Source organism: Streptomyces sp. NPDC019531 (genome assembly GCF_044903305.1).
Classification (GTDB): Bacteria; Actinomycetota; Actinomycetes; order Streptomycetales; family Streptomycetaceae; genus Streptomyces.
This window is the reverse complement of the sequence record NZ_JBJDQL010000002.1, coordinates 217,268-242,973: the sequence shown is the minus strand read 5'-3', so window position 1 is coordinate 242,973 and position 25,706 is coordinate 217,268. Positions and strand designations below refer to the sequence as shown.

Here is a 25,706-nt window from a genome sequence, read left to right as displayed (position 1 = left end):
CCCTGACCAGCGCGTTCACGTCCTTCAGCGCTGTCAGGGCCTTTCCTGCTTACTCGGCGGAAAATCCCCGGAATGTCCCTGGGACAGACGTGAAAGTCCCCGAAAAGTCCCCGGGAAATCCCATGGGATCGGCGTCTGGCCTGGGGGTTCATGGCATCCTTCATCGCTGTTCTGGTCCACTACGACCGTCAGTCGCGGCCAGGATGTATCAAATCGATCCCCTAGTGCCGCTTGAGGGGTATCATTCGACACATGAGTGCTGCGGAAAACTCGCGCTTGGAGCAACGGCTGGCCGCCCTCGCCCCCACGTTCACGACTGCGCAGGCGCGTCAAGTCCTGCTGTCCTCCCGCGATCTGGCGTACATGGTCACGCAAGGGGAGATAGACGAACTGTCCCGTGGGGTGTACCGGCGTGCAGATGCCCCGGAGACGGCGCACGCAGACCTGCTCGCCGTATGCGCACGGGCCCCTCGCGCCGTCGTGTGCGGTGAATCCGCCCTGGCCCTGCATGAGCTGATCGACGACATCCCCGCAGCAGTACACATCGCTGTGCCCCGCGGTACACGCCGCCCGACGATTTCCTACCCGCCGACCGTGGTGGCGCAGTACGCCGCGAAGACCTTCGACCTTGGTATCGAACGGTTCGAAGCAGCCCCGGGAGAGACCATCCCCATGTACAACGCAGCCCGCAGCGTCGTCGACGCGATGCGCCACCGCAGTCGCCTCGGCGAGACCCTCGCCCTGTCCGCGCTCGGCCGCTACCTGCGCCGGAGCGGACGCGGCGGGGTCGGCGAACTCCAGTACATCGCGCGCGAGTTGGGCGCTCTCTCCGTCGTCCGGCCCGCCGTAGAGGCGGTGCTCGCCTGATGGCCAACCCCACCCGCGACACCACCGCCGGCCACGTCTACAACGACCTGCGCAACCTGGCCCGCCGCAACAGCCGGTCCACGGACGAGGTCATGGTTGAGTACGTCCTCGAACGTTTCCTCTACCGTCTGGCCTCATCATCCCTTGGACGGGAGCACTTCGTCCTCAAGGGCGGCCTACTGCTGGCCCAGTTCGGCGCGCGTCGAATGACCCGCGACATCGACATCCTCGGCCGCTCGTTCCCAGGCGACGAAACCGAGATCATCCGCAGGATCGCGACCATCGCGGCCACCGAGATCAACGACGGAGTCGTATTCGATCCCACGACGCTCAAGACCGTCCCCATCCGCGAAGAGGACGAGTACCACGGTCTGCGCCTGTCCATGGCCAGTGCCATTGCCCGAGCGCGACTCAAACTCCAACTGGATGTCAGCTTCGGGGACCCGGTCACCCCTGGCCCCCGGATCATCGATTACCCACAGCAGCTCACACCGGAAAGCTTCCAGATCCTCGGCTACCCACTCGCCACCGTCATCGCCGAAAAGCTCTCCACCGCCCTCTCACTCGGCGACCTCAACACCCGCGACCGCGACTACGGCGACCTCTACCGCCTGCTCACCCTCAACGACCTCGACGGCCAAGAACTCACCACGGCGCTGACCGCCACCGCCTCACATCGCGGCATCACCCTGAAACCCCTCAGCACCACCATCACCGACCTCGGCGAACGTCGTCAGACCTCCTACACCGCCTGGCGCCGTCGACAGGGTCCCGCTGCAACGAGCTACCCCGAACGCTTCGTTGACGTCGTCCGGCAGGTCACAGAGTTCGCAGACACTCTCCTCAATGGCGATGCCGCCACTCGCACATGGAGCGCAACAACCCTCACATGGTCATGAACCAGTCCTGACTGGCCGAGCAGAGCGTCAGAGTTCGAACCCGAGACCTACGCATTACGAGCCCGATAGGGATCGTGATGGGGTGTGCTACATGATCGTGTCAGATCCTGTTTTCGCAGATCAGAGCACTGATCGCGGTCCCGCTGCCGGTATGCCGTGTTACGCCGTCCACAGGCGTCCGCGCTCCCCTTGCGCTCCCCGCAACTCGGCGAAGCAAGACATCTGCCTGAACAACATCTCGTGGGCACCATGCTGGCACAGCTTGTCGAGATCGCACAGGCGAGGCAGCGCTCAGAACTCGCAGACTCCTCGCTTGCACCCCTCACACCGGCGAGCACAGCAACAGCAACAGCCAATGGAAAGGGGGCCCGTCCCGTCCGTCGGCGTCACACCGGCAGGCTCTCCGGCCTCGACGTTCTCCCCTTCCTCGATGTGGAGCAGCTTCAGCAAGTCGGCGGTGACGACCCGGTAGGCGTTGCCCAGACGCAGGACCGTGCACGGATACCGGCCGCGCTTGGCGAGGTCGTACCCCGTGGTCCGGCTGAGGGACAGCGCACGGTTCGCAGTCTCCAGGTCCACGGCCGCAGGCAGCGCAAGCAGTTCCTCGCGCGTCAGCCCACGGGACGCATCGTCGCGCTTGGTGATCACAGAGGATCTGTACCACCGCGAGGCAATCCGCCACCTGCCTCCAGACAAGCCGCTGCACCGCAGAATCACCCCACCCAATAACAAGGGTTTTGTTAATATGGCTCCATGGCCACCACCCCCGACCCCGCTCCCGGCGAAGGCCGCGTCCGCCCAGTCTCCGTCTCCCTCCACGAGGGCACCATCGCCGCGCTCAAAGCACGCACCGGCAAGCGCGGCATGTCCGCCTACGTCGAAGCCCTCATCCAGCGCCAATTGGAACGCGACCGGCTGCGCGAACTCATCGAAGACGCCGAAGCCGAGCACGGGCCAGTCGACCAGGCCGCAGTCGATGCCAAGCGGGCCCTCCTGCGCGGCGACGCAGCCGGCTCGGCGGACGCCGCATGAGCGGCACCCTCGTCCTCGACTGCGAAGGCCTGTCCAAACTCGTACGACGCACACCCGAACTCACCGAATGGCTGGCTGCCGCCGAGGCCGAGGACATCCGCGTCGTCACCAGCTCCGTCACCCTCGTCGAAGCCCGCGACCCCAAAACCAACCAGGCTCGCTTCGACTACGCCGTCTCCCGCGTCAACATCGTCCCGCCCGCCGAAGCCATCGCCCGCCACTCCAGCAGACTCCTCGCCACAGCCGGCCTGCACGGTCACAAATACGCCCTCGACGCCATCGTGGCCGCCACCGCACTCGCCGCACCCGCCCCCGTGACAGTCCTGACGTCGGACCCCGAGGACCTCTGCATGCTGTGCGGCCCCGGCATCCGCATGGTCAAAATCTGAACCGCACCGCACCTTGGCCGGTGAGTCGCCCGGAGTCGTCGCGGACGACGGTGGGAGAGGCAGCACCGGCGCACTTACTGGATGTGAGCCTGCGCGTGCCGGGCTGTCCTGCGACGGCGCACAGAACAGCCCGGCGATCACGCGGCGGCCGGGGTCGGCCCCACCAACTCCGTCAGGACGTCCTCCATGGTGACGAAGCCGAGTACCGTGCCCGTCTCGCCGGTGACCGCGGCCAGGTGGCTGCCGACGGCCCGCAGGGCGGTGAGGGTGTCGTCCAGCGGGGTGTCGAGGCGGAGACGAAGACCCCGCCGTCCGTCACCGCTCGCGCGGGCTTCTCGGGGCCGTCGGCGACGTGGCGGAGACGGAAACCGGATCAACGACCCGCCCGGTTCGGCCGCCGCTCCTCCCGGATTTCCTCCAGCAGCGACGTCACCGCCTCCATGATCCGCTCGCTCGCCTCGCGCAGCACCGGCACCGTGAGTTCGGCGCCGTAGAGATCGGACAGGTCGACAGGAGGACCCGCCACGACGACCAGTGTGGGGCGCGGGAGGAGCCGCAGGCGTCGGCCACCGTTGCCGTACGGGGGGACGATCTTGTGGGCGCCCCACTGTGCCACCGGGATGACCTGCGATCCGGTCCTCAGGGCCAGTCTGGCCGCGCCGGTCTTGGCTCTGCCCGGCCATAGCCCGGGGTCGGCGGTAAGAGTCCCCTCCGGGTAGATGGCCACGCACCGCCCGCGGCCGAGCGCCTCGGTCGCCGCGTCCAGCGCGTCCGCCGCCCGATGACCGTGGCGCTCCACGGGAATCTGGCCGGTGGCCCGAAGGACGGCCCCGATCACGGGCACCGCGAAGAGCGAGGATTTGATCAGGAACCTGGGCGGCAGACCGTTCTTGTACTGGAAATGGCCGTAGGCAAGTGGATCCAGATACGACGTGTGGTTGATCACCACGATATAGCCACCCCGCCGCGGGAGATGGTGACCGCCACGCCATTCCCTGCGGGCTACCAAGCACAAGAACGAACGCACGATCAGGGCGATGAATGCATAAGCATGCCCGACCTCACGCTCGGCCTGTACCGGCCGCTTCCCTCTGCTACGCATGGTTCCGTTCTACACGAGACCCGGTATCGCTCGCCCCGCGATTATGGGGGATTTAGTGACGTGTATGGGGGTTGTTAAGCAACATATTTCAGGGAAGGGTCGTCCAACCATGGGTCCCTAGCGAGGATCGCGGCGTGCAGCTGTCGTAGGCGTCGCCCGGGTTCCATTCCCAGGCGTGAGACGTAGGAATTCCTTACTTCCTGGTACACCGAGAGCGATTCAGCTACCCGGCCGCTTCGATAGAGGGCAATCATGAGGTACCAGTTGATCGTCTCCCACGTCGGGTATTCCGCGATCAGCCCGTAGAGCTCGCCCACGATGCGCCGCTGCCGGCCGAGCAGCAGCTCCAGATCGAAGCGCTGTTCATAGGCCAGCAGCCGCCGTTCCTCTATCTGGCGCGCGATGTTGTCGAAGACCACGTTGCCGCTCAGATCGGCCAGCACGGGGCCATTCCACAGGGCCGACGCCGCTGTGAGGCTCTCCAACGCCTCCTGGAGCCGCCCGGTCTCCATGGCCGTGCGCGCTCCGGACGTCAGAGTATCGAATTCCCTCAGATCAAGGTCGTGCCCGTCAAGGGTGAGCAGATAGCCCGGCGCGCGGGTGAGGATAAAGGGGGATCCGACCGCTGCGGACTCGAAATGCCTACGCAGTTTCGACACATAGACCTGAAGGGCGGTGGGCGCGGTGCGCGGAGGATTCTCGGGCCATAGCGCTTCGGTCAGTTGAGCCACGGACACCACACACCCGGAATTTACACTCAGGAGCGCGATGAGGGAACGAAGCTTGACCGACTTCGGTGTCACTTCCGTGCCGTCCGCAATCACGGTCAAAGGACCAAGCACCTTGAACTTCACGAACCCACCCCGACATTCACCCCGGCGTCACGACCAAAGCTTGCCCGGGCAACAGGCAGGCGTCAAGTGTATTAAGATTTAAGGAAGAATTGAGGGAGGGCATATCGCCGCAAACATCACCCACTTAGCACGGCAACTTTTTGGTCGGCTGTGCGGCAGGGAATTCTTGTCGCCGCTTGGTGATTATTTTACCCATTCTTGCCGATGATGACGGTAGCCGGTCAGGGCCCCGCCTGATGAGCGACGGGACGTCCTGCGCGTTCCGTACCGCCGCAGGACGTCCCGCCCGAAGGGCGAACCGGGATCAGCGGGATCGCGCCGCCGACACGGACGTGTCAGGAGCCTCTCGCAGTTGCGTCAACAGCAGGGCCAAGGACCTGATGGTGGGCGCCTGGAACAGCTCGGAGACCGGGATCTCGACGCCCGTCTCACGGCGCAGGACCGCGGCCAGCCGCACCGCCTTGAGCGAATCCCCGCCCAAGTCGAAGAAGTTGTCCGTCACGGACAGGTCAGGCAGCTCGAAGAGGTCGCTCCAGATGCCCAGCAGCATCTTCTCCTCGGCATCCGCCGGCGGCTCGGCGGGCACTGGTGCGATCTCGTCGGGCAGCACCGCCAGCGCCTTGCGGTCCACCTTGCCGTTCGGGGTCAGGGGCAGGTCGTCGCGTACCGAGACGATCGCGGGAATCATGTACCTGGGCAGCCGGTCGGCCAGGAGATGCCTGAGTTCGGCGCCGGTCCGTCCGTCTCCCGGCTCCAGCACCGCATGAGCCACGAGCCGGGTCCTGCCCCGGTCGCCGTGGACGGTCGCCACCGCCGTGCGCACCCCGACGCAGCCGATCAACGCCGACTCCACCTCGCCCAGTTCGATCCGATGGCCGCCGATCTTGACCTGCATGTCCTGACGGCCGAGGAACTCGATCTCGCCGCTCGGCAGCAGCCTTCCCCAGTCGCCGGTGCGGTACAGGCGGGCACCCGTCGTGGGATCGACGCGGAAGCTCTGGGCCGTACGCTCCTCGTCGCCCAGGTAGCCGCGGGCGAGCCCGGCACCGGCGATGTGGATCTCGCCGGGAACCCAGCAGGGCCGCGGCCGCATCGCCCCGTCCGCGACGAACACCCGCTGGTTGCGCATCGACACGCCGTACGGGATCGAGGGCAGCAGCTCGTCGGACCGGGCGATGCGGTGCCAGATGGACCAGATGGAGGCCTCCGTCGCCCCACCCAGACTCCACAGCTCAGCCTCGGGGAACATCCGCCACACGTCGGCGGGAAGCGACACCGGAATCCAGTCCCCGCTCAGCAGGACGGCGCGCAGCGCGGGGAGAACCGGCGGCTTCGGGGTCTGAGCCACGTACTCGCACAGCATGGCCATCAGGGCGGGCACACTGTTCCACACGGTGACGCCGGCGTCCGTGGCCAGACGCAGCCAGTTCCCGGGCTCCCGTTCATCCTCGGGTGCGGGGATCACGACCGCGCCGCCGACCGACAGGGGGCCGAAGATGTCGTACACGGACAGGTCGAAGTTCAGCGCCGACAGCGCCAGCACCCTGTCGTCCGCGGTGAGGGACAGCTCCTCGTTGACATCGAGGACCGTGTTGAGGGCAGAGCCGTGCTCGATCATCACGCCCTTGGGGACGCCGGTCGACCCGGAGGTGTAGATGACGTACGCGAGGTTGCCCGAAGTGGCCTGCGCCCACGGCGCGTCCGCCGGGTCTGGGGCGCCGCCCGGTGCGGGACGTCCGACCTCCGTGATCGACACCGTGGCCGGCCAGTCGACGGCCTCGCGCAACGACGGCTGCGTGAGAACCTGGGTGACGGCGGCCGACTCCAGTACGCCGCACAGCCGTTCGGCGGGCCAGCCCGGGTCGAGAGGCACATAGGCCGCACCGCTGCGCAGCACGCCGAGACAGGCGACGACCTGTTCCCATCCCTTCTCCATCACCACGCCGACCAGGGCTTCCGGACCCGCGTCGCCGGCCACCAACAGGCGGGCCAGGGCCGCCGATTCGACGTCCAGCTCTCCGTAGGTGAGTGACCGCTCCGCGGTGACGACGGCCACGGCCTCGGGAGTCGCGGCGGCCTGCTGGAGAAAACCGTGGTGCAGGAGTGCGTCCGATGCCGGGGGCTCGACGGCGGGCGCGACGGGGGGTTCGTGCGACCAGGCGGGCCGATGCCAGGCCGACTCAGCGACAGAGTTCATCGATCAGCCCTTCGTAGGCGGTGATCATGGCGTCGACCACGCCATCGGGAAAGACCTCTTCGACGACGTCCCAGTTCAGAATCAAGTCCCCCTCCTCCTCAAAGACCTGGTGGTCGAGAATGACCTGCGGGGTGCGCACTCCGCTCCACACCGGTGTCCCGGACTCGCCGAGCCGGCACAGGGCACCGACCGGACCGACCGCCCCGGCTCCCGGCGTGGGGGTGCCGCCGAGGGTGCTGTTGAAGACGACGGGCATGCGGGCACGGCCCACCTCCCGGTCCAGGCGGCCCAGATCGCGCAGGACGTCGAGTCCCGTGTGGGCCACGTGTTCCAGGTCGTGCATCAGCTGCCGCTGGAGGGCGGCCGCGACCTCCTGGAAGGTGGCCGTCTCCTCGATGTGCGCCTCCAGGAGGGTGGTGGAGGAGAAGTTCCCGACCACGCCGGACATGTCCTGGTCGGTGAGACCGGACCGGTGCGACACCAGGACGTTGATCGTGAAGTGCGGCGACTTCGACCAACGCGCCAGGACCTGGCAGTACGCCGCGAGGATCGCGCTCGACGGTGTGATCCCCGCGGCCCCCGCGTTCCGCTTGAAGCGGGACCAGCGAGGCTCGTCGATCCGGATGCGCCGGTTGCCGAACACCGGCACGCGCACCTCACCGAGCGACACGGCGAGGGGCAGCTCGGGGGCGGGCGGGAGCGACGTGAGGCGCTCGCGCCAGTACGTCCTGCTGGGCTCGATCGCGTCGGAGGCCTGTTGGGCCGTCAGCTCGCGGACGAACTCCTCGAACGAGCCGTTCAGGTCCGTGAGATCCGTGTCCGGGTCCCGATAGAGGCGAGCCCATTCGTCGAAGAGCAGAGTGCTGCTGCCGCCGTCGGATATGAGCACGTCGACGGCGACATGCAGGCGAGTGCGCGTCGCGTCGATCCGGGTCGCACGGACCAGGAACAACGGCCACTGGGAGGTGTCGAAGGTGTGCGCCCGCAGCTCCTGGTGAATCTCCGCGAGCCGCGCTGTGCGCTGTGCGTCGTCCAGGAGGCTCAGATCCTCCACCGTGATGTGGTAGTCGGGGACCTGGCCCAGCACCCGTTGCGTACCGGCAGGATCGAAGACGGCCCGCAGCATCTCGTGCCGTCCCACCAGGCGCCGCAGCGCCCGCTGGACTCCGTGGACGTCGACAGCAGTGAGGTCGACCTCGATGTAGAGGACGGTTGGGACGTTGCCGAGCTCGAAGTGCCCCCTGCGGCCGGCGAGGTAGGCCTCCTGCAGCTTGGTCAGCGGGAACGGCTCGGAGTCGGGACGGGCGGCCGCGGGTGCCTGCGGCTCCGTGCGGGGCTCGCCGGACGAGACCGGGACGGACTTCGCCGGGACCGTCACTGACTCGGGCCGATCCTCCTCGGGCCCGGCCTGAGCGAACATCTCGGCGATGCGGTCGGCGAGGGCCTCCGGAGTGGGGTGGTCGAAGACGACGGTCGCACCGAGGCGTACGTCCAGCAGGCGGCTGAGCCTGCCACGCAGCTCCATGGTGGTCAGGGAGTCGAACCCCATCTCGTAGAAGGACTTCTGAGCGTCCACACGGGCGGGCTTGGTGCCCAGGAGCGCGGCCACACACTCCTTGATCAGCCCGAGCAGCGCGGCGACCCGCCGGTCGGCCGAAGTGTCCGGCGAGACAAGGAGAGCGAGGAGATCCGTGGTGTCCTGAACGGGTTCTCGGGCGGTTGTCGGCCGGTCGTCGGATTCGCGCCGTTCCGCGGGTACGGGTACGGGTGCCGCCACGGGCGCGGGACCGCTGACCGTGCCGACCACCCGGCCGCCCTGCCGAGCGAGGCCGGTCAGCAGGAAGGGGGCGTCCACGTCGTCCGTGGGCCCGGGGACGGCGAGACGGGCTCCGACCAGCGCGGGCACGTCGCCGTCGAACGACCTGTCGAAGAGTTCGAGGCCCTCGGCCACGGAGAACGGGGCCACTCCGTTGCGCCGCAGCCGCAGCAGATCGCCTTCGTCGAGGTGCCCGGTCATCCCGGTCGCCTCGGCCCACAGCCCCCAGGCGACAGCGTGGACGGGCCGGCCCTGCGCGCGCCGCCGGGCGGCGAACTGGTCGAGGAAGGCGTTGGCACCGGCGTAGTTGGCCTGTCCCGGGCCGCCCAGGAGGCCGTAGAGCGACGAGAACAGCATGAAGAAGCGCAGGTCGTCGTCGCGGGTGGCGGCGTCCAGGTGCAGCGTCGAGTCGACCTTGCTGCGGAGCACCTTGTGGAGTTTGTCCGGTGTCATGTTCGACACGATCGAGTCGTCGAGCAGGCCGGCGGCGTGGATCACGCCCGCCACGGGCCGCTCCGCCCGCACCTCGGCCAGCGCCCGGCGCAGATCGTCCGCGTCGGCGACATCGGCGGCGATCACCTGGACCGCGACACCCTGCCCGGACAGTTCGGAACGGAACTCCTCGATGCCGGGCGCTTGTTCACCGCTCCGGCTCACCAGGGCGAGCGCACGTGCGCCCCACCGGGCGGCCAGGTGCCGTGCGACCTCGCGGCCGAGGGTTCCCGTACCACCGGTGATCACCACCGCTCCCTCGCCGAGGTCGGGCAGGACCGCATCACCGGGAACGTACGGGGCGAACTGCGGCCGCAGCACGCGGCCGTCACGCACGGCGAGTTGGGGCTCGGTACGCTTCAGCGCCGTGAGCACGGTGTCGCTGTCGCGCAGGGCCGACGCGCTGACGTCGATGATCCGGAACTGCCCAGGGTGTTCCGTCTGCGCCGACCGCACCATGCCCCACACGGCACTGTCGTCCAGCGAGAACGACGCGTCGCCGGGCACGGCCGTCGTGTCCTGGGTGACGAACGTCAGCTGGGCCCGTCCCTCCAGGTCGTCGGCGCGCAGCCAGGTCTGGAGGGCGTCCAAAGTGCGAGCCGCCGCCGCGTGCACCCGGGCTGCCGTGCCGTCGTCGGTGCCGGCGCACGGCACCACCACCTGCCAGTCCCCGGGGATACCGCGCACGATCGTGACCGCCTCGTCCAGGGTGGCGACCGATATGCCGCCCCGGTTGGCGTCGCGCAGGAAGCGCGCGAGGCTGCCCTCGTCCCCGCCCACAACACACAGACGGCGGTCCGCCGTGGTGACTGCGGTGACCGGTTCCCACCGGGTCTCGTACAGCGCCGCGCTGTCGAGGTCCGCGCCCGGCAGGTGCTGCAGCCCCCGTACGACCATGCGCTCGACGGACAGCAGCGGCGCACCGGCGCCGTCGGTGAGGACGAGCGAGATCGTCGCCGGGTCGACACGCCGCGCGAGGGCGTACACCTCGTCGACGGCCGTGTGCGCGTTGGTGCGCACGCCGTTGAACACGAACGGCACCGCGACCTGCCCGGCCCCGGTGTCACCCAGGATGCCGCAGGCCACGGCCGCGTGCAGGGCGGCGTCGGTCAGTGCGGGGTGGACGGCGAAGCCGCGGTGGTTGACCAGGGCGGCGGGCGGCAGAGCGATACGGGAGCGCACCCACTCTCCCCGGTGCTCCGCCTCCCGCACTCCTTGGAAGGCCTCTCCGTAGCCGTATCCCATGGCCCTCAGCCGCTCGTACATGTCCCCGGGCCGCAGCTCGGTGGCGGTCCCGCCCGGCGTGTCCGCGGGAGCGGCCGGGGCGCCAGGGTGGGCGGGCGAAGTGAGCAGGCCCTCCGCGTGCCGCTGCCAGGAGTCCGCGCCCTCGGGACGGGAGAAGACCACGACCGGGCGGGCTCCCTGAGTGTCGGCGCGGTCGACGGACACCTGGATGTCGACGCCCGCGCCGTCCATCGGAATGAACAGGGGGTCGCTCAGCACCATCTCGTCCACGCCCGCGCAGCCCAGCTCGCGGCCGGCCGACAACAGCAGCTCCATGAAGGCGGTGCCCGGCAGAAGCGCCGTGTCGCCCACCCGATGGTCCATCAGCCACGGGTGGGAGCGCAGCGAGAGCCGGCCGCTGAGCAGGACGGATCCGACGGCCGTCTCGACGACGCCGGACAGCCAGGGATGGCTGCCGCTCTCGACCGTGCCGGTCCTGTGCCCGACCGCGGCGGCCGGGGCGGTGACGGTGACGGTGGCGGTCGCCTGCTCCTCAGTCAGCCAGAACCGCTCGCGCTGGAACGGGTACGTCGGCAGCTCGGCGGGGACGGCCCGCCCGAAGGCGCCGCCGAGACCGAGGGCGTTCCAGTCGACGGCATGGCCCTGGACGTACGCCTCCGCGGCGGCCTCCCGCAGCCGCTCGATGGTGCCCTGGTCGCGTTTGAGGGTCGCGTTGACGGGGGCATCGCTGTCCACCGCGTGCAGAATCGATTCGACGGAGTTCACCAGGACCGGATGGGGACTGATCTCCACGAAGGCGTCGTAGCCGTGCGAGACCATCTCCTCGATCGTCTCCGCGAACCGCACCTGGCCGCGCAGATTCCGGTACCAGTACTCGGCGTCCAGCTCCTCGCCATGCAGCGGACGCGCATCGACGGTGGAGAACAGAGGCAGCCTCGACGACGCCGGGGTGATGCCTGTCAGACCGGCCAGGATGTCCTCGCGCAGCTCTTCGACGGCCCAGGAGTGCGAGGCGCACTTCGTGGGCACCTTGCGCGCGAAGACACCTCGTTCGTCGCACAGGGCGAGCAGCCGCTCCATGCCTGGCTCGTCGACACCGGACACCACCACGAAGGAGGGCCCGTTGACCGCGGCGACCACCAGGTCCGCGTCCGCCTCGGCCATGAGCCGGGTCGCCTCGTCCGCCGAGGCGGCGACGGCCGCCATACCGCCCCGTCCCTTCTCCTCAAGGAGCCGGCTGCGGCAGGCCACGACCGCCGCCGCGTCGTCCAGGCCGAGCGCGCCCGCCACACAGGCGGCGGCCACCTCGCCCTGGGAGTGCCCGACCACCGCGGCCGGTTCGACGCCGAGCGACCGCCACACGGCCGCCAGCCCCACCATCACGGTGAACAGCAGCGGCTGGACGACGTCGGTACGGTCCAGGTCGACCTCGGGTGCGTCACCGGACAGGACGGTCACGACGTCGAAGTCGAGGTACGGCTTGAAGGCGACCGCGCACTCCTCCGCCGTGCGCCGGAACACCTCCGACTCCTCCAGCAGGGCCCGTGCCATGTCCGGCCACTGTCCGCCCTGGCCCGGGAAGACGAAGACGGGACGCCTGATCCGGCGTGCCTCGCCGTGAACGACCGGCGCATCGTCGGGGTCGGCCACGAACGACCGCAGGGCCGTGAGCAGTTCGGCCCGGTCGTCGCCGGTGACCACCGCCCGGCAGTCGTAGTCCTCCTTCTCGAACAGGAGGGACCGCGCCACCGCGGCCGGCGGGGCGGTGCCTGACTCCAGGGTGTCGATGAGGGCCTCGGCGGCGGCCCGCAGCGCGGCCGGCTTCCTGGCGGAGAGCTTCAGCAGCGTACGGCCGGTCCATTGCGGTGCCGTCGGCTCGGGCTCGGGCTCCTCCCAGCTCTCCAGGACGACGTGCGAGTTCGTCCCGCTCACGCCGAAGGAGGACACGGCACACCGGCGTACCCCGTCCCGGACCGGCCAGGTCCGGTTCTCCCGCAGCACTTCCACGGTGCCCGACCAGTCGACGAGCGAGTTCAGCGGGCCGTCGACATGGATGGTCCGGGGCATGCGCCCCGCCCGCATGGCGGTGAGGCACTTGATGACTCCCCCCACGCCGGCGGCGGCCATGGAGTGGCCGATGTTCGACTTGAGCGATCCGAGCCAGACGGGCTCGTCGCGTTCCTTGCCGTAGGTGGCGTGGATCGCGTTGACCTCGATCGGGTCACCGAGCTTGGTCGCCGTGCCGTGGGCCTCCACCAGCTGGATGTCCTGGGGGGACAGACCCGCGTCGGCCAGCGCCCGGTTGATCACCTTGACCTGGGCACGGCCGTTCGGTGCGGTGAGTCCGTTGCTCGCGCCGTCCTGATTGACCGCGGTGCCCTTGATCACTCCCAGGATGCGGCGGCCGAGCCTGCGCGCCGTGGACAGCCGCTCCAGCACCAGCACACCGGAGCCTTCCGCCCACACCGTGCCGTTGGCCGCGTCGGAGAACGTACGGCACCGCGCGTCGGGTGAGAGCGCCTGCTTCCTGGCGTAGTCGACGAACATGCCCGGCCCCGTCAGAACGGTGCAGCCGCCGGCGAGCGCCAGCGTGGTCTCACCGCTGCGCAGCGACCGGACGGCGGTGTGGATGGCGACACCCGACGAGGAACACGCCGTGTCGATGGTGAGGGCGGGTCCCTCCAGGCCCAGGAGGTAGGAGATACGGCCGGATGCCACGCTGGGCGACGTCCCGGAGCCCATGAAGCCGGCCGTCTCGCCCTGCCACTTCCACAGGGGCATGCCGTACTCGTTGGGCATGACACCGACGAACACGCCGGTCTGGGTGCCCTTCAGGCTCGACGGAACGATGCCGGCCCGTTCGATCGCCTCCCACGCGGTCTCCAACAGGACACGCTGCTGCGGGTCCATCGCCTTGGCCTCGGCGGGCCGGATGCCGAAGAACTCCGCGTCGAAGAGCGCCGCCTCGTCGAGGAAGCCGCCCTGCCGCACATACCCGGGGTCGTACAGGTCTTCGGTGTGCCAGTCGCGGTCGGACGGGAAGTCACCGACCCCGTCCCGTCCCTCGCTGACGACGGTCCAGAGGTCTTCGGGTCCGCGCACGCCGCCGGGGTAGCGGCAGGCCATTCCGATGACGGCTATGTCGTCCCGCTCCGCGTCCCGCTCAACCACGCGTTGCCTCCATCTCCTTGTGCACGCACTCCGCCAGTTCGTTGATCGTGGGGTTGTCGAAGAGGGCCACCTCTGACAGGTGCAGGCCCGTCGCCGTGTTGAGCCGGTCGAGGAACTCCAGCAGGCTCATCGAGTCGATGCCGTTGTCGGAGAAGGACGCCTCGGGGTCGAAGTCCGGGACCGTCCCGCCGTAGATCGCCGCGAGCTCCCCCTCCAGGAGCTCGCGTACGAGCCAGATCCGCTCCGTATCACCGCGGGCCGCTGCCCAACGGCCGGTGAACGAGGGCAGGTTCGGGTCGATGACCCCGGATGCGTCGCGGTCCCGCCCGCCCGGGTACGGGAACGACGGCGCGGACGCCTGCGCGGCACGAGGAGCCGGACCGGGCAGTCGGAACGGTTCCCGCCGGAAGGGGTACGTCGGCAGCAGGGGCGCCCGGTGCGCCCGCCCCGCGGGCAGCAGCTGTCGTACGGCCTCGATGTCGCCGCTGTGCACGTACGCCCCGGCGGCCTGTACGAGGGCTCCGCGCACGGTGGGGTCGGTGTCCGGCCACTCGGACGGAACGGCGAAGTGGTGGCCCGCGACGATCTTTTCGAGGCCCTGGCGGACCTCGTCCCAGTCGGAGCCGGCGACGACGGCGCGATGCTCCCATTGCGTCCGGCCTTTCAGGGCCCGGGCCACATCGACGACCGTGCAGGCGTCCGTGTCGAAGGGGTGCGCGAGCAGGGCCCGTGCCAGTTCCCGGACGGCCTCCGGGGAGCGGGCGGACAGACACCAGAGCGCCTGCGCGCAGGGCGCGTCCGCGCAGCCGTCCGGGGCGGGGGCCGGTCCCAGCACGGCGTGGACATGGGTGCCCCCCATGCCGAACGAGCTGACCCCGACCGCGTCCCCCGCGGTGAATCCCCCGTCCTCGGCCCGGGTGACGACACGGATGTTCAAGGCCTCCAGGTCGATGTCCAGGTTGCTCCGGACGAAGTTCAAGCTGGGCGGGATGCGCTGGTGGTGCAGCACGAGAGCGGCCTTGACCAGGCCCGCGATACCGGCCGCCGATTCGAGGTGTCCGATGTTGGTCTTCACGGAGCCGACCCTTACGGGGCTGCCGCCGGGACGCGCGCGGCCCACCACGTCCCCGATCGCCCAGGCCTCGACGGGGTCGCCCACGGGGGTTCCGGTGCCGTGCAGTTCGATGTACGAGACGTCCGCCGCGGAGACACCCGCCGTCCGGTGCGCTGCGCGCAGCACCTCGCTCTGGGCCTGCGCGGAGGGCTCACCCAGGGCGCCGCGGTCACCGTCGTTGCCGGTGGCGGATCCGCGCACCACGCAGTAGACGTGGTCACCGTCGCGTCGGGCGGCTTCCAGGGACTTCAGTACGACACAGGCGCCGCCCTCGCCGCGGACGTAGCCGTCGGCCCGCTCGTCGAAGGTGTGACAGCGGCCGTCCGCGGACAGCCCGCCCCACAGCCGGATCTGCTCGGTCACCTCACCGAGCAGGTTGACCGCGACACCCGCCACCACGGCCGCCTCGCACTCGCCGAGTTGGAGGGCGCACATGGCCCGGTGGAGCGCCGCGAGTGAGGACGACTGGCCGGTGTCGATCACTTCGCTGGGACCGCGCAGCCCGAAGTGATGGGAAACGCGGTTGGCGAGCATGCACCCGGCGGTGCCGGTGTGGCCGAACCGGTCAAGGTGCCCGGAGCCGAGATAGCGCAGCCGGAAGTCGTCGGAGCCGGCGCCGACGAATACCCCCCAGCGCCGGCCCCTGAGGTCCCCGGCCGTGAGCGCGGCGTCCTCCACGGCCTCCCAGGCGAGTTCCAGCACGAGTCGTTGCTGCGGATCGAGGTAGGTGGCCTCCCGCTGCGAGATACCGAAGAAGGCGGCGTCGAACAGGTCGGGATCCTTCAGGAAGCCGCCGAAAGAGGGGGTGCGGTCGGCCGACGCCGCCGCGGCGGTCCATCTCCCTTCGGGAGTACGGCGCACGCTCGACGTTCCGGACAGGAGGTTGGCCCAGAGCTCGGTCGGGTTCTCGGCTCCGGGCACACGACAGGACATGCCGACGAGGGCAACAGGTTTCATGAAGTGGGGTTCCGTCCTAGAGGGTCGCGTCACACCGCGTCGGCGGCCGCGGGACCCGGCCCGACGACAAGGCTGCGCAGTCCACGGAAGGTCGGGCTGGCCTTCCAGTCGAACCGGTCCCGCGGGGTGCGGACCGAGAGTTCGGGGCACCGCCGGGCGAGGGCCTCGAAGGCGATCTCCGCCTCCAGCCGGGCCAGGTGCTTTCCGATGCAATTGTGGATGCCCCCGCCGAAGGCCAGGTTCTCCCGGCGCGATCGTCCGATGTCGAAGGTGTCGGGGTCGTGGAAGCGGCCGTCGTCCCGGTTCGCAGCGGCGAACGAGAGGAACACGATGGAACCGGCCGGGATCTTGACGCCACCGACCTCGACGGTGTCGGTGGTGTACCGGTAGAGCGAGAGGTTGAACGGCGACTGGTGGCGGAGCATCTCCTCCACCGCCCGGGGTGCCAGCGAGGGGTCCGCCCACAGCCGTTGCTTCTGTTCCGGGTGGTCCTCCAGCGTGAGGACGCCGGTGACGATGAGGTTCGCCGTGGTCTCGTAGCCCGCAGCCAGCAGGGCGTAGGCCTGGGCCACCGCTTCCGCCGGTTCCAGTGACTGTGCCAGACGGGCGAGAACGTCCTCGTCGGTTCCCGTCCGTTTGAGCTCGATGAGGTCCCGCAGATACGCCGCCATCAGGTCGGCGTCCCGTTTCAGGGTCTCAGGGTCGGCCGCGCCGGTGATGGTCTGGACCCAGGAGTTGAAGACCGTCCGGTCCTGGCGGGGCACGCCGAGGGTGTCGCAGATGACCGCTATCGAGAACGGGAAGGCGTAGTCCTGGACGAGGTCGAAGGTCTCGCGGCCTGCGACCGTGTCGAGGGTGTCGGTCGCGGCCCGCAGGATGTCCTGCCGTTTGCCGGAGACGGCCCGCGCCGTGAAGTTGGCGTTCAGCGGTTTGCGCAGCCGGGTGTGTTTCGGCGGGTCGTTGTTCGCCATGTTGTCGTACAGCAGCGACGAGCGGGCCCTGCCCTCGGTGCCGCTCTGTCCGGAGTGGGCGGCGAACAGTGGCATGGCCTCGGTGATGTCCTTACGGAACCGCTCGTCGCGCAGTACGTGTTCGACGTCCTCGTAGGAGGTGACGAGCCACGCCCTCAGGCCCGGCGGAAGGTAGGCCATGCCGGTCTCGAGGACGATCTCGGTGGGTTTGTTGCCGTTGCGCTTGATGGCGCGGTAGGTGGGATGCGGGTCGGTGTAGAAGTCCTGGTCGAGTGCGAACGGACAGGCACGTGAGGAGGTGTTGCCCGGACAGTCTTCGATGGAGTCACCGGTGGAAGGCGTCATCGTGTTCCCTCTGTTCCCTTTCATGTCTCCATGAGCGGCGGGCATGGTCGGCCGCCGCTTCCGGGTCCGCCCTCAAGGGAGCGGTCCCGCCACGGAATTTTCTGAAAGTCCCCCCTCCGAACCGCCTGGCTGCGCGAGGGTGCGGGCCAGGCGGGGCTGGGCGTCTAGGGCCTCCCGAGGGCCAGGGAGACGTTGTGCCCCCCGAAGCCGAACGAGTTGGCGACGGCGATGTCCCACCGGCCGGTGCGCGCCTCGCCGGTGACGACGTCGAGGGGGACCTCTGGGTCCTGATCGTGCAGGTTGCGGGTCGGGGGCACCGTCCCGTCGCGCAGTGCCAGCAGCGCGGCCATGGCGCCGAGTGCTCCGGACGCGCCGAGCAGATGCCCAGTCATCGACTTGGTGGCGGTGACCACGGGGTGGGTGCCGATCGCGGCAGCGATGGCCTCGGCCTCGGCCACGTCGCCCTGCGGCGTCGATGTGGCGTGGGCGTGCACATGTCCGACGGACGCCGGGTCGACATCCGCGTTCCGGAGCGACTGCCGCATCGCGCGGATCTGGCCAGGGACGTCCGAGGCCGTGATGTGTACGGCGCTGGAGCTGATCCCCGCGCCGAGCAGCCGGCCGTGCGGCCGGGTGATCCCGCGTGCGCGGGCGTGATCGGCCCGCTCAAGGACGAGCAGCGCGGCTCCCTCGCCCAGAACGAAGCCGTTGCGGGTGCGGTCGAACGGCCGGCAGGCGTGGGCCGGTTCGTCGTTCTCGGTGGACAGCGCGAGCATCCGGGCGAAGGCGGTGAGCGGCAGCGGATGGACGCTCGCCTCGACGCCGCCGGCCACGACCATGTCCGCCCGGCCGGCACGAATGAGGTCGAGGCCGAGCGCGATGGCCTCCGCGCCCGACGCGCAGGCGCTGACCGGGGAATGGGCTCCGGCGAGCGCGTTGAGTTCCATGCTCACCCAGGCTGCTGGTCCATTGGCCATGAGCATGGGCACGGTGTGCGGGGAGACCCGACGCGGACCCGCGGTCTCCAGGATGTGGTTCTGGCCGAGCAGCGAGGTCACTCCGCCGATGCCGGTACCGATGACGACGGCCAGCCGCTCCGGGTCGACCTCCGGCTTGCCGGCGTCCTCCCAGGTCTGCCGTGCGGTCACGAGGGCCAGCTGCTCGCAGCGGTCGAGCCGGCGGGCCTCGGTCCGCTCCATCATCTCGGCGGGGTCGCGGGGCAGGGTCGCGGCGATGCGGACAGGCAGGGGCTTCGCCCAGTCGGCGTCCAGGGTGGCGATGCCGTTCTCACCGGCCCGCAGAGCCGCCCAGGTGTCGGAGGCTCCCATCCCCACAGGCGTCATGGCGCCAAGGCCGGTTACCCATACATCGATCGCGCTTGTCTGCATGAGTCCGGACGGTAGCCAACCGTACGGTTGGCTCGCAAGGCGGGAACCAGGTCGTTTTGGCGGCCTTTTAGTCGCGCATCAGTGAGGCGACCTGCAATTCTTCAGCCATACCGATATGGCCTGACAGGTCCGCCCACACCCCCAGTTTGACAAATCCAACCAACCAGTTGGATCCGATCCGGTGTAGCATCACCGGCCATGAGAACCAGCAGCCGTTCGGAGGAGACGCGGGCTCGCCTGCTGGTCGCCGCACGCGCCGAATTCGCCGAGGCCGGCATGAGCGGCGCCCGCGTCGACCGCATCGCCCGCCAGGCCGGCGTCAACAAGGAGCGCATCTACGGCTATTTCGGCAGCAAGGAGCAGCTGTTCACGGAGGTGATCGCGGAAGCCCTGGGCGATCACGCGGGCCAGGTGGGTCTCCCCTACGGCGACCTGGGCGAGTACGCGGGGCGCATCTACGACTTCCATCTGGCGAACCCCGAGCTGACGCGGCTCATGATGTGGGAGGCCCTCTACTATCGAGACCAGCCGCTGCCCGACGACAAGGTGCGCGCCGCCCACTACACGGCGAAGGTGGCCGCGGTGGCCGAGGCCCGCGGGCACCGCTTCGACGAACGGGCGGCGACGGCCTTCGTGGCCCTCATCGCCGTAGCCGTCTGGCCGCTGGCGTTTCCTCAAATGACGCGGCTGATCCTGGGCACCGCCGACGTGGAGCCCGGCGCCCTGCGTCGGCACGTCGTCGCCATGGCCGATGCGCTGGTGTCCGCGCCGGGGTTCGACGACCTGTGAACCCGGGGTGCGCACCAGGTCACCACCGCGATCACGCACTCCCTTCCCACCCGCACGTCCTCGGCACCACAGAGAAAGGTGGGATATACACGAAGACACATCGGAAGAGACGGGGGACGTTGTGGATTTGGTGGAACGGGAACGAAGCCGATGTCTTGTGGAGGATCTGCTCTCCGAGGCGCAGCGGGGCAACGGCCGGGCGGCACTGGTCGTAGGGGCACCCGGTATGGGCAAGAGCGCGCTCATCCGTGAGGTCCAGACGCGTGCGGCGGAGTCGGGGGCACTGGTCCTCGCCGCTGTGGCCTCCGGAGCGGAGCAGGCCCTCCCGATGGGCGTCGTCGGTCAGCTCTTCGACGCGGTCGACCTGTCGCCCCTTCAGGCCTCGGTGCTGTCCGGGCTGCTGGTGTCGGCCCGCGCGCTCTCCCCCGAGCAGTGGGCCACGGCGAGTCCGACACCCGGCACAGCTCCGCTCGTAGAGGGAATCCACCGCATCGTCCGCAGCCTGGCGGGCCGCGATCTCGTCGTCATCACGGTCGACGACGCGCACGAGAGCGATGCCGCCTCACTGAACTACCTGCTCTACCTGGTCCGTAGGGTGGCTCAGTCCCAGGTGCTCGTCGTGCTCGGCGACGGCCACGTGGCTCCGCAGATGTCCTCTCCGCTGACCTCAGAGTTCTTCCGCAATCCCGCGTGCTCACTGATCCATCTGACCCGGCTGTCGGCGGAGCGCACGCTGGCGGAGATCGCACCGCACACCCTCCCTGACGCCGTGGCCCGCCGGGCATCGGGCTGTCACCGGGCGTCCGGCGGCAACCCGCTGCTGCTGCGCGCCCTGCTGGAGGACGACGGCAAGGCGATCCGCCCGCGGCGGGACGACGCCTTTCCCGTGGCCGGACAGGCCTACCGGCTGTCCGTGCGTTACCTGCTCAACCGGCTGGAGAAGCCGGTGGCGCAGGTCGCCCGCGGTCTCGCCCTGCTGGACGGCGAGGCGGCACCGGGCTGCCTCGACCGGCTCCTGGCACTGCCGAGCGGTACCGCCACACAGGCACTGGACACGCTGGACGCCGTGGGGCTGACCCGGGCCGGCCGGTTCCGGCTGGAAACCGCGCGCACCGCGACCCTGGAGGACATACCGGTGGCGGACCGCGCCGCACTGCGGAACCGGGCCGCCCGGTTCCTCCACGAGGAGGGCGCTCCGGCCTCGGCGGTGGCCCGGCTCCTTGTCGCGAGCGGCACCCCGGTCGACGAGGACTGGGCCCTGCGGGTCCTGCTGGACGCCGCAGACCACGCGCTGCGTGGCAGTGACATGCATGGGACCATCGCTTGCCTGCGTGCGGCACAGAACATCTGCGCGACGGACGAGCAGCGGGCGACCGTACGGGCGGAACTCGCCCAGGCGGAATGGGCGGTGGATCCCTCTTTGACCCTGGGACACCTCACCGCGCTGATCGACGACCACCGTGCGGGGCGGCTGAAACCGCGCTACAGCGTGCTGCTGATCGCAGCTCTGCTGTGGCACGGCCAGCCTCGGACGGCGGTCGAACTGCTCACCGGACTGACCGCCGAGGACGGACTTCCTCCCGAGTGCCGGTCCCGGTTGCGGACCTTGCGCGCCTGGCTGCGGCACGCCTACCCGGCTCTCGGCACCCGGCTGCCCGACGGTCCCGCGTCGGACGAGTTGCCTCCGGCCGGCGGCGTCGGTGTGAATCCGCACTCGGAGAGCGCGGTGCTGCTGGACGTCCTCCGGACGGTGGGGCCGACGAGCGGCGCCCTGAAAGCGGCCGAACGACTGCTGCAGGGCACGGTGGTGCACGGCCCCTCGGTGGCACCCGCCGTCGCGGGCATCGTCGCGCTCTTCCAGAGCGCGCGCCTCGACCGCGCCGCCGAATGGTGCGAACTGCTGCTCGACAAGGTCTCCGACCGGCTGCCGACGCCACGGGCGCTGCTGCTGGCCGTGGGAGCCTCGGTCGAGTGCCGGCGTGGCAACCACGATGTGGCCCGACAGCGCGCGGAACTGGCGCTGTCTCTCCTGCCTCCGGCGGCCTGGGGCATCACCATCGGCTTCCCTCTGGCCGCGAAGGTGCTCTCCTGCCTCGGCTCCGGCGACCGCCGGGAGGCCGAGGCCTGCTTCGCGATCCCGGTGCCCCACGAGATGTTCCAGTCCCTGCCCGGCCTGCACTACCTCCAGGCACGCGGCCGGTACCACCTGGCGGAGGGGCGCTGTCACGCCGCCCTCGGCGACTTCTACGCCTGCCGGGAACTGATGGCGTCCTGGAACCTGGAGGCCTCCGCCGCCCTGCCCTGGAGGGTGTACGCCGCCGAAGCCCTCCTGGAGCTCGACAGCCCGGTCCAGGCCCGGGACCTCCTCGTCGCCGAACTGGCGTACGGCGAAAGCGGAAGCAGTACGCCGTGCGAGCGTGAACGGGCCCAGCGGCTGCTGAGGCGTCTGGAGCCGACCGACCGGTTCACCGCGGTCCCCGGGGACTACACCGAGGATCACGCCCTCTTCGACCAGCTCACCCCGGCGGAACAGCGCGTCACCAAGCTGGCCGTGCAAGGACATACCAACAAGGCGATAGCCGAATGTCTCTTCGTGACGACGAGCACGGTGGAGCAGCATCTGACGCATGCCTATCAGAAGCTGGGCGTACGCGGCCGGCCGGATCTCGTGTCGCTGCTGAGCACCGAGCTGACCGCGCACTGAGCGAAGCCCCCGGGGTCACAGCCTTCGGCGCTTGGGGGTGCGGTGGAAGCCGTGGCTGCTCTTCCGCCCCAGGCATCCCCTCATGACCAGCTGTTCCAGCAGCCGCGGGGGCGCGAAGTCCGGCTCCGGGAAGGCCTGGTGCAGGCTTCGCAGGATGGCCAGGGAGACGTCGAGGCCGATGGTGTCCAGCAGCGCGAACGGCCCCATGGGAAAGCCGAAGCCCTGTTGGACGGCGCTGTCCGTCTCCTCGATGCCCACGTCATGCCGTTCCAGGAGACGGACGGCGTCCGCGAGATAGGGAAACAGCAGGCGGTTGACGAGGAAGCCGGTCCGGTCACCGCACTCGACGGGCGTCTTGCCCAGGCGCCGGCACAGCGCGTGTCCCAGTGCCATGACCTCCTGGCGTGTGGTGTCCGTACGGACCACCTCGACCAGCCGCATCACCGGTGCCGGATTGAAGAAGTGCAGCCCCAGCACGTCTCCCGGACGTCCGGACGCCTCCGCGCAGGCGGCGACCGAGAGACTGGAGGTGGTCGTCGCCAGGACCGCCCCCGGGCGGCAGACCGAGCCGAGCCGCTCGAAGACGGAGCGCTTGACGGCAGGGTCCTCCGCGGTCGCCTCGATCACCAGGTCGCAGTCGGAGAGCGCGGACACGGCGTCGGTGACCTCAAGGAGGTCCAGCGTGGTCCGCTGACGCTCGACGGTGGTGAGGCCGCGGCGCACGGCGCGGGTGAGCGAGGCGGCCACCGCCGCCCGGAGGTCGATGGCCTTCTCCCCCGTGCGGGCGACGACGACCGTGCGCAACCCGGCACTCGCCACGACCTCCGCTATGCCGCGGGCCATCGTGCCGGAGCCGACGACGCCGACGGTCCGGATGTCGTCGGCAGCGCCGTCGGCCTCCTCCGGCCACGGTGCGTCGAGCCGGTCGCCGAGGTCGTCGTACCGGTGGACGCCGCGGCCGCTCTTCTTGCCGAGCGTGCCGGCCCGGACCATGGAGGTCAGCAGCGGGGCGGGGCGGAAGGTCTCGTCGCCGGTCCGGCGCCACAGCTCCAGCAGGGCCGAGTGGACGCTGTCCACACCCAGCTCATCGAGCATCTCCAGCGGTCCGCGGGGCAGTCCGCAGCCCAGGCGCAGGGCCGTGTCGATGGCCTCGTGGCTGACGTAGCCGTCGTCGAACAGCGCCACGGCCCGGTTGAGGAAGGCGTACACCAGTGTGGTGGCGTCACAGCCCGCCACCGGCCCGAGGGCGACGGAGCGCAGCCCGATCGTCGGCAGCAGCCGGTGCAGTGCGTCCACGGCGTCGTCCTCGCTCATCGCGATCCGCACGGGCTCCGCGGCGGAGTCCGATGCCGGGGGAGCGAGGAACCGCAGCCCCAGGGTCCGGCTCGGCCGTCCCGACGCGACGGCGAGGTGGGTGAGCGAGAGCGAGGCGGTCGTGCTGACCAGGACGGTGTGGTCGGAGCAGATGCTGTCCAGACGGCGCAGTACCTCCGTCTTCGTCCCCAGGTCCTCGGTGACGGCCTCGATCACCAGGTCGGCCCGGCACAACGCCGCGGTGTCGTTGGTGAGCGTGCAGTCTCCGCCGGAGCCGCGGGCCGCTTCCGTCGTCTTCATCCGCCGGTCCACCCGGGCCAGCACGTCGGGCTCCCGCTCGATCCCGACCACCTCGTGCCCTGCTGCGCACAGCATGCGCAGCAGGGGTTCGCCCAGTGCGCCCAGTCCCACGACGCCCACCACGGACGGCTCGTGTACCACGTGAGTCTCCCTTCCTTCCGGGTTCGCTCCCGGGTCTCAGTGCGTGGGCGTCCGGAAGCGGTTGATGGCGTCGAGGTGCTGGGCGCGCATCTCCTCGTCGCGCACGCCCAGGCCCTCCTCGGGGGCCAGGCACAGCACGCCGACCTTGCCCTGATGGAGGTTGCGGTGCACGTCGTAGGCTGCCTGGCCGGTCTCTTCCAGGGAGTACACCTTGGAGAGCGTGGGGTGGATCTTGCCCTTCGCGATGAGCCGGTTGGCCTCCCAGGCCTCGCGGTAGTTGGCGAAGTGCGAGCCGATGATCCGCTTCAGCGACATCCACAGGTAGCGGTTGTCGTACTCGTGCATGTAGCCCGAGGTCGAGGCGCAGGTGGTGATGGTGCCGCCCTTGCGGGTGACGAAGACGGAGGCGCCGAAGGTCTCGCGGCCGGGGTGCTCGAAGACGATGTCGATGTCCTCGCCGCCGGTGAGTTCGCGGATGCGCTTGCCGAAGCGCTTCCACTCCTTCGGGTCCTGGGTCTGCTCGTCCTTCCAGAACTTGTAGCCCTCGGCATTGCGGTCGATGATCGCCTCGGCGCCCATGGAACGGCAGATGTCCGCCTTCTGGTCGCTGGAGACGACACAGATCGGGTTGGCGCCGCCCGCCAGCGCGAACTGCGTGGCGTACGAGCCGAGTCCACCGGACGCGCCCCAGATGAGGACGTTGTCGCCCTGCTTCATGTCGGCGCCGTTGCGGGAGACGAGTTGCCGGTACGCGGTCGAGTTGACGAGCCCCGGAGCGGCGGCCTCCTCCCAGCTGAGGTGGCCCGGCTTCGGCATCAGCTGGTTCGACTTGACCAGCGCGATCTCCGCCAGGCCGCCGAAGTTGGTCTCGAAGCCCCAGATCCGCTGCTCGGGGTCGAGCATCGTGTCGTTGTGACCGTCGCTCGACTCCATCTCCACAGACAAGCAGTGCGCAACGACCTCGTCACCGGGCTTCCAGGAGTTCACACCCGGGCCGATGCGCAGGACGACACCCGCCAGGTCGGAACCGATGACGTGGTACGGCAGGTCGTGCCGCTTGGCCAGCTCGCTGGTGCGGCCGTAGCGCTCCAGGAACCCGAACGTCGACAGCGGCTCGAAGATCGCGGACCACACGGAGTTGTAGTTCACGGACGACGCCATCACGGCCACCAGGGCCTCACCCGGGCCGAGCTCGGGCAGCGGAACGTCCTGGACGGACAGTGACTTCCGAGGGTCCTTGTCCGCCGTCCGCATGCCCTCGAACATGTCGGTGTTCTCTTTCCGGATGACGACACCCCGATAACTCTCCGGAAGACGAAGAGACTCGAAGTCCCGGGTGTCCGCCTCGCCGGAAAGTACGGCCCCGATGATTTCTTCCACTGGTTTCCCTTCGGAAGCAGAATGCGTGATCGGCGCACATGCGCCTGTCCTGGGCAACGTAATCCCATTCCTCAAGGCGTAAAAACCCCTGAAAAATGGAGGGGTTCGTTCTCTCCAGGGGGCTTCACCCCAGTACCAGGAGCACCCCTTCTAGGGGTGCGTTTAGGGGTTGCCCGACCCTCATGCCTCTCACATCGTCGAAAGGGAGGCGCAGGTGCGACCTCCCGGTGATCCGGCGC

Annotated in this window: 16 protein-coding genes and 1 pseudogene; 6 read left to right on the top strand and 11 right to left on the bottom strand. The window is 69.5% G+C overall.

Translation table 11 applies throughout. The features are described from left to right. Positions 1 to 252 precede the first annotated feature (252 nt). Complete coding sequence (locus tag ACI2L1_RS03245) at positions 253 to 867, top strand: type IV toxin-antitoxin system AbiEi family antitoxin domain-containing protein (protein ID WP_404737601.1); 615 nt, start codon at positions 253 to 255, stop codon at positions 865 to 867. Continuing rightward, entirely contained in the window at positions 867 to 1,766 is a 900-nt protein-coding gene (locus tag ACI2L1_RS03240) for a nucleotidyl transferase AbiEii/AbiGii toxin family protein (RefSeq protein WP_404737600.1), read from the top strand. The genes ACI2L1_RS03245 and ACI2L1_RS03240 overlap by 1 nt, the downstream gene beginning before the upstream one ends. Positions 1,767 to 2,201: 435 nt before the next feature. Here ACI2L1_RS03240 and ACI2L1_RS03235 read toward each other — a convergent pair. Further along, a pseudogene (locus ACI2L1_RS03235) lies at positions 2,202 to 2,414 on the bottom strand (hypothetical protein); the annotation flags it as partial. 105 nt (positions 2,415 to 2,519) lie between these two features. On the opposite strand from ACI2L1_RS03235, the gene ACI2L1_RS03230 reads away from it, so the two are divergent. Continuing rightward, a complete protein-coding gene (locus tag ACI2L1_RS03230) occupies positions 2,520 to 2,798 on the top strand; it encodes a hypothetical protein (RefSeq protein ID WP_404737599.1) in 279 nt (92 codons plus the stop codon). Then, positions 2,795 to 3,187, top strand: a complete 393-nt coding sequence (locus ACI2L1_RS03225; RefSeq protein WP_404737598.1) for a type II toxin-antitoxin system VapC family toxin — start codon at positions 2,795 to 2,797, stop codon at positions 3,185 to 3,187. The genes ACI2L1_RS03230 and ACI2L1_RS03225 overlap by 4 nt, the downstream gene beginning before the upstream one ends. 137 nt (positions 3,188 to 3,324) lie before the next feature. Here the strand turns inward: ACI2L1_RS03225 and ACI2L1_RS03220 are convergent, their stop codons facing one another. The 8 genes from ACI2L1_RS03220 to ACI2L1_RS03185 all read right to left on the bottom strand — a co-directional run bounded on the left by ACI2L1_RS03220 (position 3,325) and on the right by ACI2L1_RS03185 (position 18,839). After that, on the bottom strand, positions 3,325 to 3,564 hold the full coding sequence (locus tag ACI2L1_RS03220; RefSeq protein WP_404737763.1) for a hypothetical protein: 240 nt from the start codon (positions 3,562 to 3,564) through the stop codon (positions 3,325 to 3,327). Beyond that, positions 3,561 to 4,289, bottom strand: coding sequence for a lysophospholipid acyltransferase family protein (locus ACI2L1_RS03215; RefSeq protein WP_404737597.1), 729 nt, complete (start codon positions 4,287 to 4,289; stop codon positions 3,561 to 3,563). Before ACI2L1_RS03215 ends, ACI2L1_RS03220 begins: the two co-directional genes overlap by 4 nt. 74 nt (positions 4,290 to 4,363) lie before the next feature. Continuing rightward, positions 4,364 to 5,143, bottom strand: a complete 780-nt coding sequence (locus tag ACI2L1_RS03210) for a BTAD domain-containing putative transcriptional regulator (RefSeq protein WP_404737596.1) — start codon at positions 5,141 to 5,143, stop codon at positions 4,364 to 4,366. A gap of 304 nt (positions 5,144 to 5,447) precedes the next feature. Continuing rightward, positions 5,448 to 7,340 (bottom strand): amino acid adenylation domain-containing protein, encoded by a 1,893-nt coding sequence (locus tag ACI2L1_RS03205; RefSeq protein WP_404737595.1) that lies wholly within the window; start codon positions 7,338 to 7,340, stop codon positions 5,448 to 5,450. Then, positions 7,324 to 14,064 (bottom strand): SDR family NAD(P)-dependent oxidoreductase, encoded by a 6,741-nt coding sequence (locus ACI2L1_RS03200; RefSeq protein WP_404737594.1) that lies wholly within the window; start codon positions 14,062 to 14,064, stop codon positions 7,324 to 7,326. The genes ACI2L1_RS03205 and ACI2L1_RS03200 overlap by 17 nt, the downstream gene beginning before the upstream one ends. Next, positions 14,057 to 16,135 (bottom strand): beta-ketoacyl synthase N-terminal-like domain-containing protein, encoded by a 2,079-nt coding sequence (locus ACI2L1_RS03195; RefSeq protein ID WP_404737593.1) that lies wholly within the window; start codon positions 16,133 to 16,135, stop codon positions 14,057 to 14,059. Before ACI2L1_RS03195 ends, ACI2L1_RS03200 begins: the two co-directional genes overlap by 8 nt. 29 nt (positions 16,136 to 16,164) lie before the next feature. Beyond that, positions 16,165 to 17,451 (bottom strand): cytochrome P450, encoded by a 1,287-nt coding sequence (locus ACI2L1_RS03190; RefSeq protein WP_404737592.1) that lies wholly within the window; start codon positions 17,449 to 17,451, stop codon positions 16,165 to 16,167. Between the two features lie 164 nt (positions 17,452 to 17,615). Further along, positions 17,616 to 18,839: a beta-ketoacyl-[acyl-carrier-protein] synthase family protein gene (locus tag ACI2L1_RS03185; RefSeq protein WP_404737591.1), complete on the bottom strand. Its 1,224-nt coding sequence runs from the start codon at positions 18,837 to 18,839 to the stop codon at positions 17,616 to 17,618. A gap of 198 nt (positions 18,840 to 19,037) precedes the next feature. On the opposite strand from ACI2L1_RS03185, the gene ACI2L1_RS03180 reads away from it, so the two are divergent. Both ACI2L1_RS03180 and ACI2L1_RS03175 read left to right on the top strand, forming a co-directional pair. Further along, a complete protein-coding gene (locus ACI2L1_RS03180; RefSeq protein WP_404737590.1) occupies positions 19,038 to 19,628 on the top strand; it encodes a TetR family transcriptional regulator in 591 nt (196 codons plus the stop codon). After that, on the top strand, positions 19,591 to 22,332 hold the full coding sequence (locus ACI2L1_RS03175) for an AAA family ATPase (RefSeq protein ID WP_404737589.1): 2,742 nt from the start codon (positions 19,591 to 19,593) through the stop codon (positions 22,330 to 22,332). The genes ACI2L1_RS03180 and ACI2L1_RS03175 overlap by 38 nt, the downstream gene beginning before the upstream one ends. Positions 22,333 to 22,347: 15 nt before the next feature. On the opposite strand, the gene ACI2L1_RS03170 is transcribed toward ACI2L1_RS03175, so the two are convergent. Together ACI2L1_RS03170 and ccrA are read right to left on the bottom strand one after the other, a co-directional pair. Then, positions 22,348 to 24,087, bottom strand: a complete 1,740-nt coding sequence (locus ACI2L1_RS03170; protein ID WP_404737588.1) for a 3-hydroxyacyl-CoA dehydrogenase family protein — start codon at positions 24,085 to 24,087, stop codon at positions 22,348 to 22,350. Between the two features lie 36 nt (positions 24,088 to 24,123). Further along, positions 24,124 to 25,467 (bottom strand): crotonyl-CoA carboxylase/reductase, encoded by a 1,344-nt coding sequence (gene ccrA / locus ACI2L1_RS03165; RefSeq protein ID WP_404737587.1) that lies wholly within the window; start codon positions 25,465 to 25,467, stop codon positions 24,124 to 24,126. Positions 25,468 to 25,706: the final 239 nt, after the last annotated feature.

Bases quoted from the DNA above. Each gene is read 5' to 3' on its own strand.
- ACI2L1_RS03185 (WP_404737591.1), bottom strand. From the start codon at position 18,839: ATGCAGACAAGCGCGATCGATGTATGGGTAACCGGCCTTGGCGCCATG.
- ACI2L1_RS03175 (WP_404737589.1), top strand. From the start codon at position 19,591: ATGCGCTGGTGTCCGCGCCGGGGTTCGACGACCTGTGAACCCGGGGTG.
- ACI2L1_RS03190 (WP_404737592.1), bottom strand. From the start codon at position 17,451: ATGACGCCTTCCACCGGTGACTCCATCGAAGACTGTCCGGGCAACACC.
- ACI2L1_RS03225 (WP_404737598.1), top strand. From the start codon at position 2,795: ATGAGCGGCACCCTCGTCCTCGACTGCGAAGGCCTGTCCAAACTCGTA.
- ACI2L1_RS03205 (WP_404737595.1), bottom strand. From the start codon at position 7,340: ATGAACTCTGTCGCTGAGTCGGCCTGGCATCGGCCCGCCTGGTCGCAC.
- ACI2L1_RS03240 (WP_404737600.1), top strand. From the start codon at position 867: ATGGCCAACCCCACCCGCGACACCACCGCCGGCCACGTCTACAACGAC.
- ACI2L1_RS03195 (WP_404737593.1), bottom strand. From the start codon at position 16,135: ATGAAACCTGTTGCCCTCGTCGGCATGTCCTGTCGTGTGCCCGGAGCC.
- ACI2L1_RS03245 (WP_404737601.1), top strand. From the start codon at position 253: ATGAGTGCTGCGGAAAACTCGCGCTTGGAGCAACGGCTGGCCGCCCTC.
- ACI2L1_RS03230 (WP_404737599.1), top strand. From the start codon at position 2,520: ATGGCCACCACCCCCGACCCCGCTCCCGGCGAAGGCCGCGTCCGCCCA.
- ACI2L1_RS03180 (WP_404737590.1), top strand. From the start codon at position 19,038: ATGAGAACCAGCAGCCGTTCGGAGGAGACGCGGGCTCGCCTGCTGGTC.
- ACI2L1_RS03215 (WP_404737597.1), bottom strand. From the start codon at position 4,289: ATGCGTAGCAGAGGGAAGCGGCCGGTACAGGCCGAGCGTGAGGTCGGG.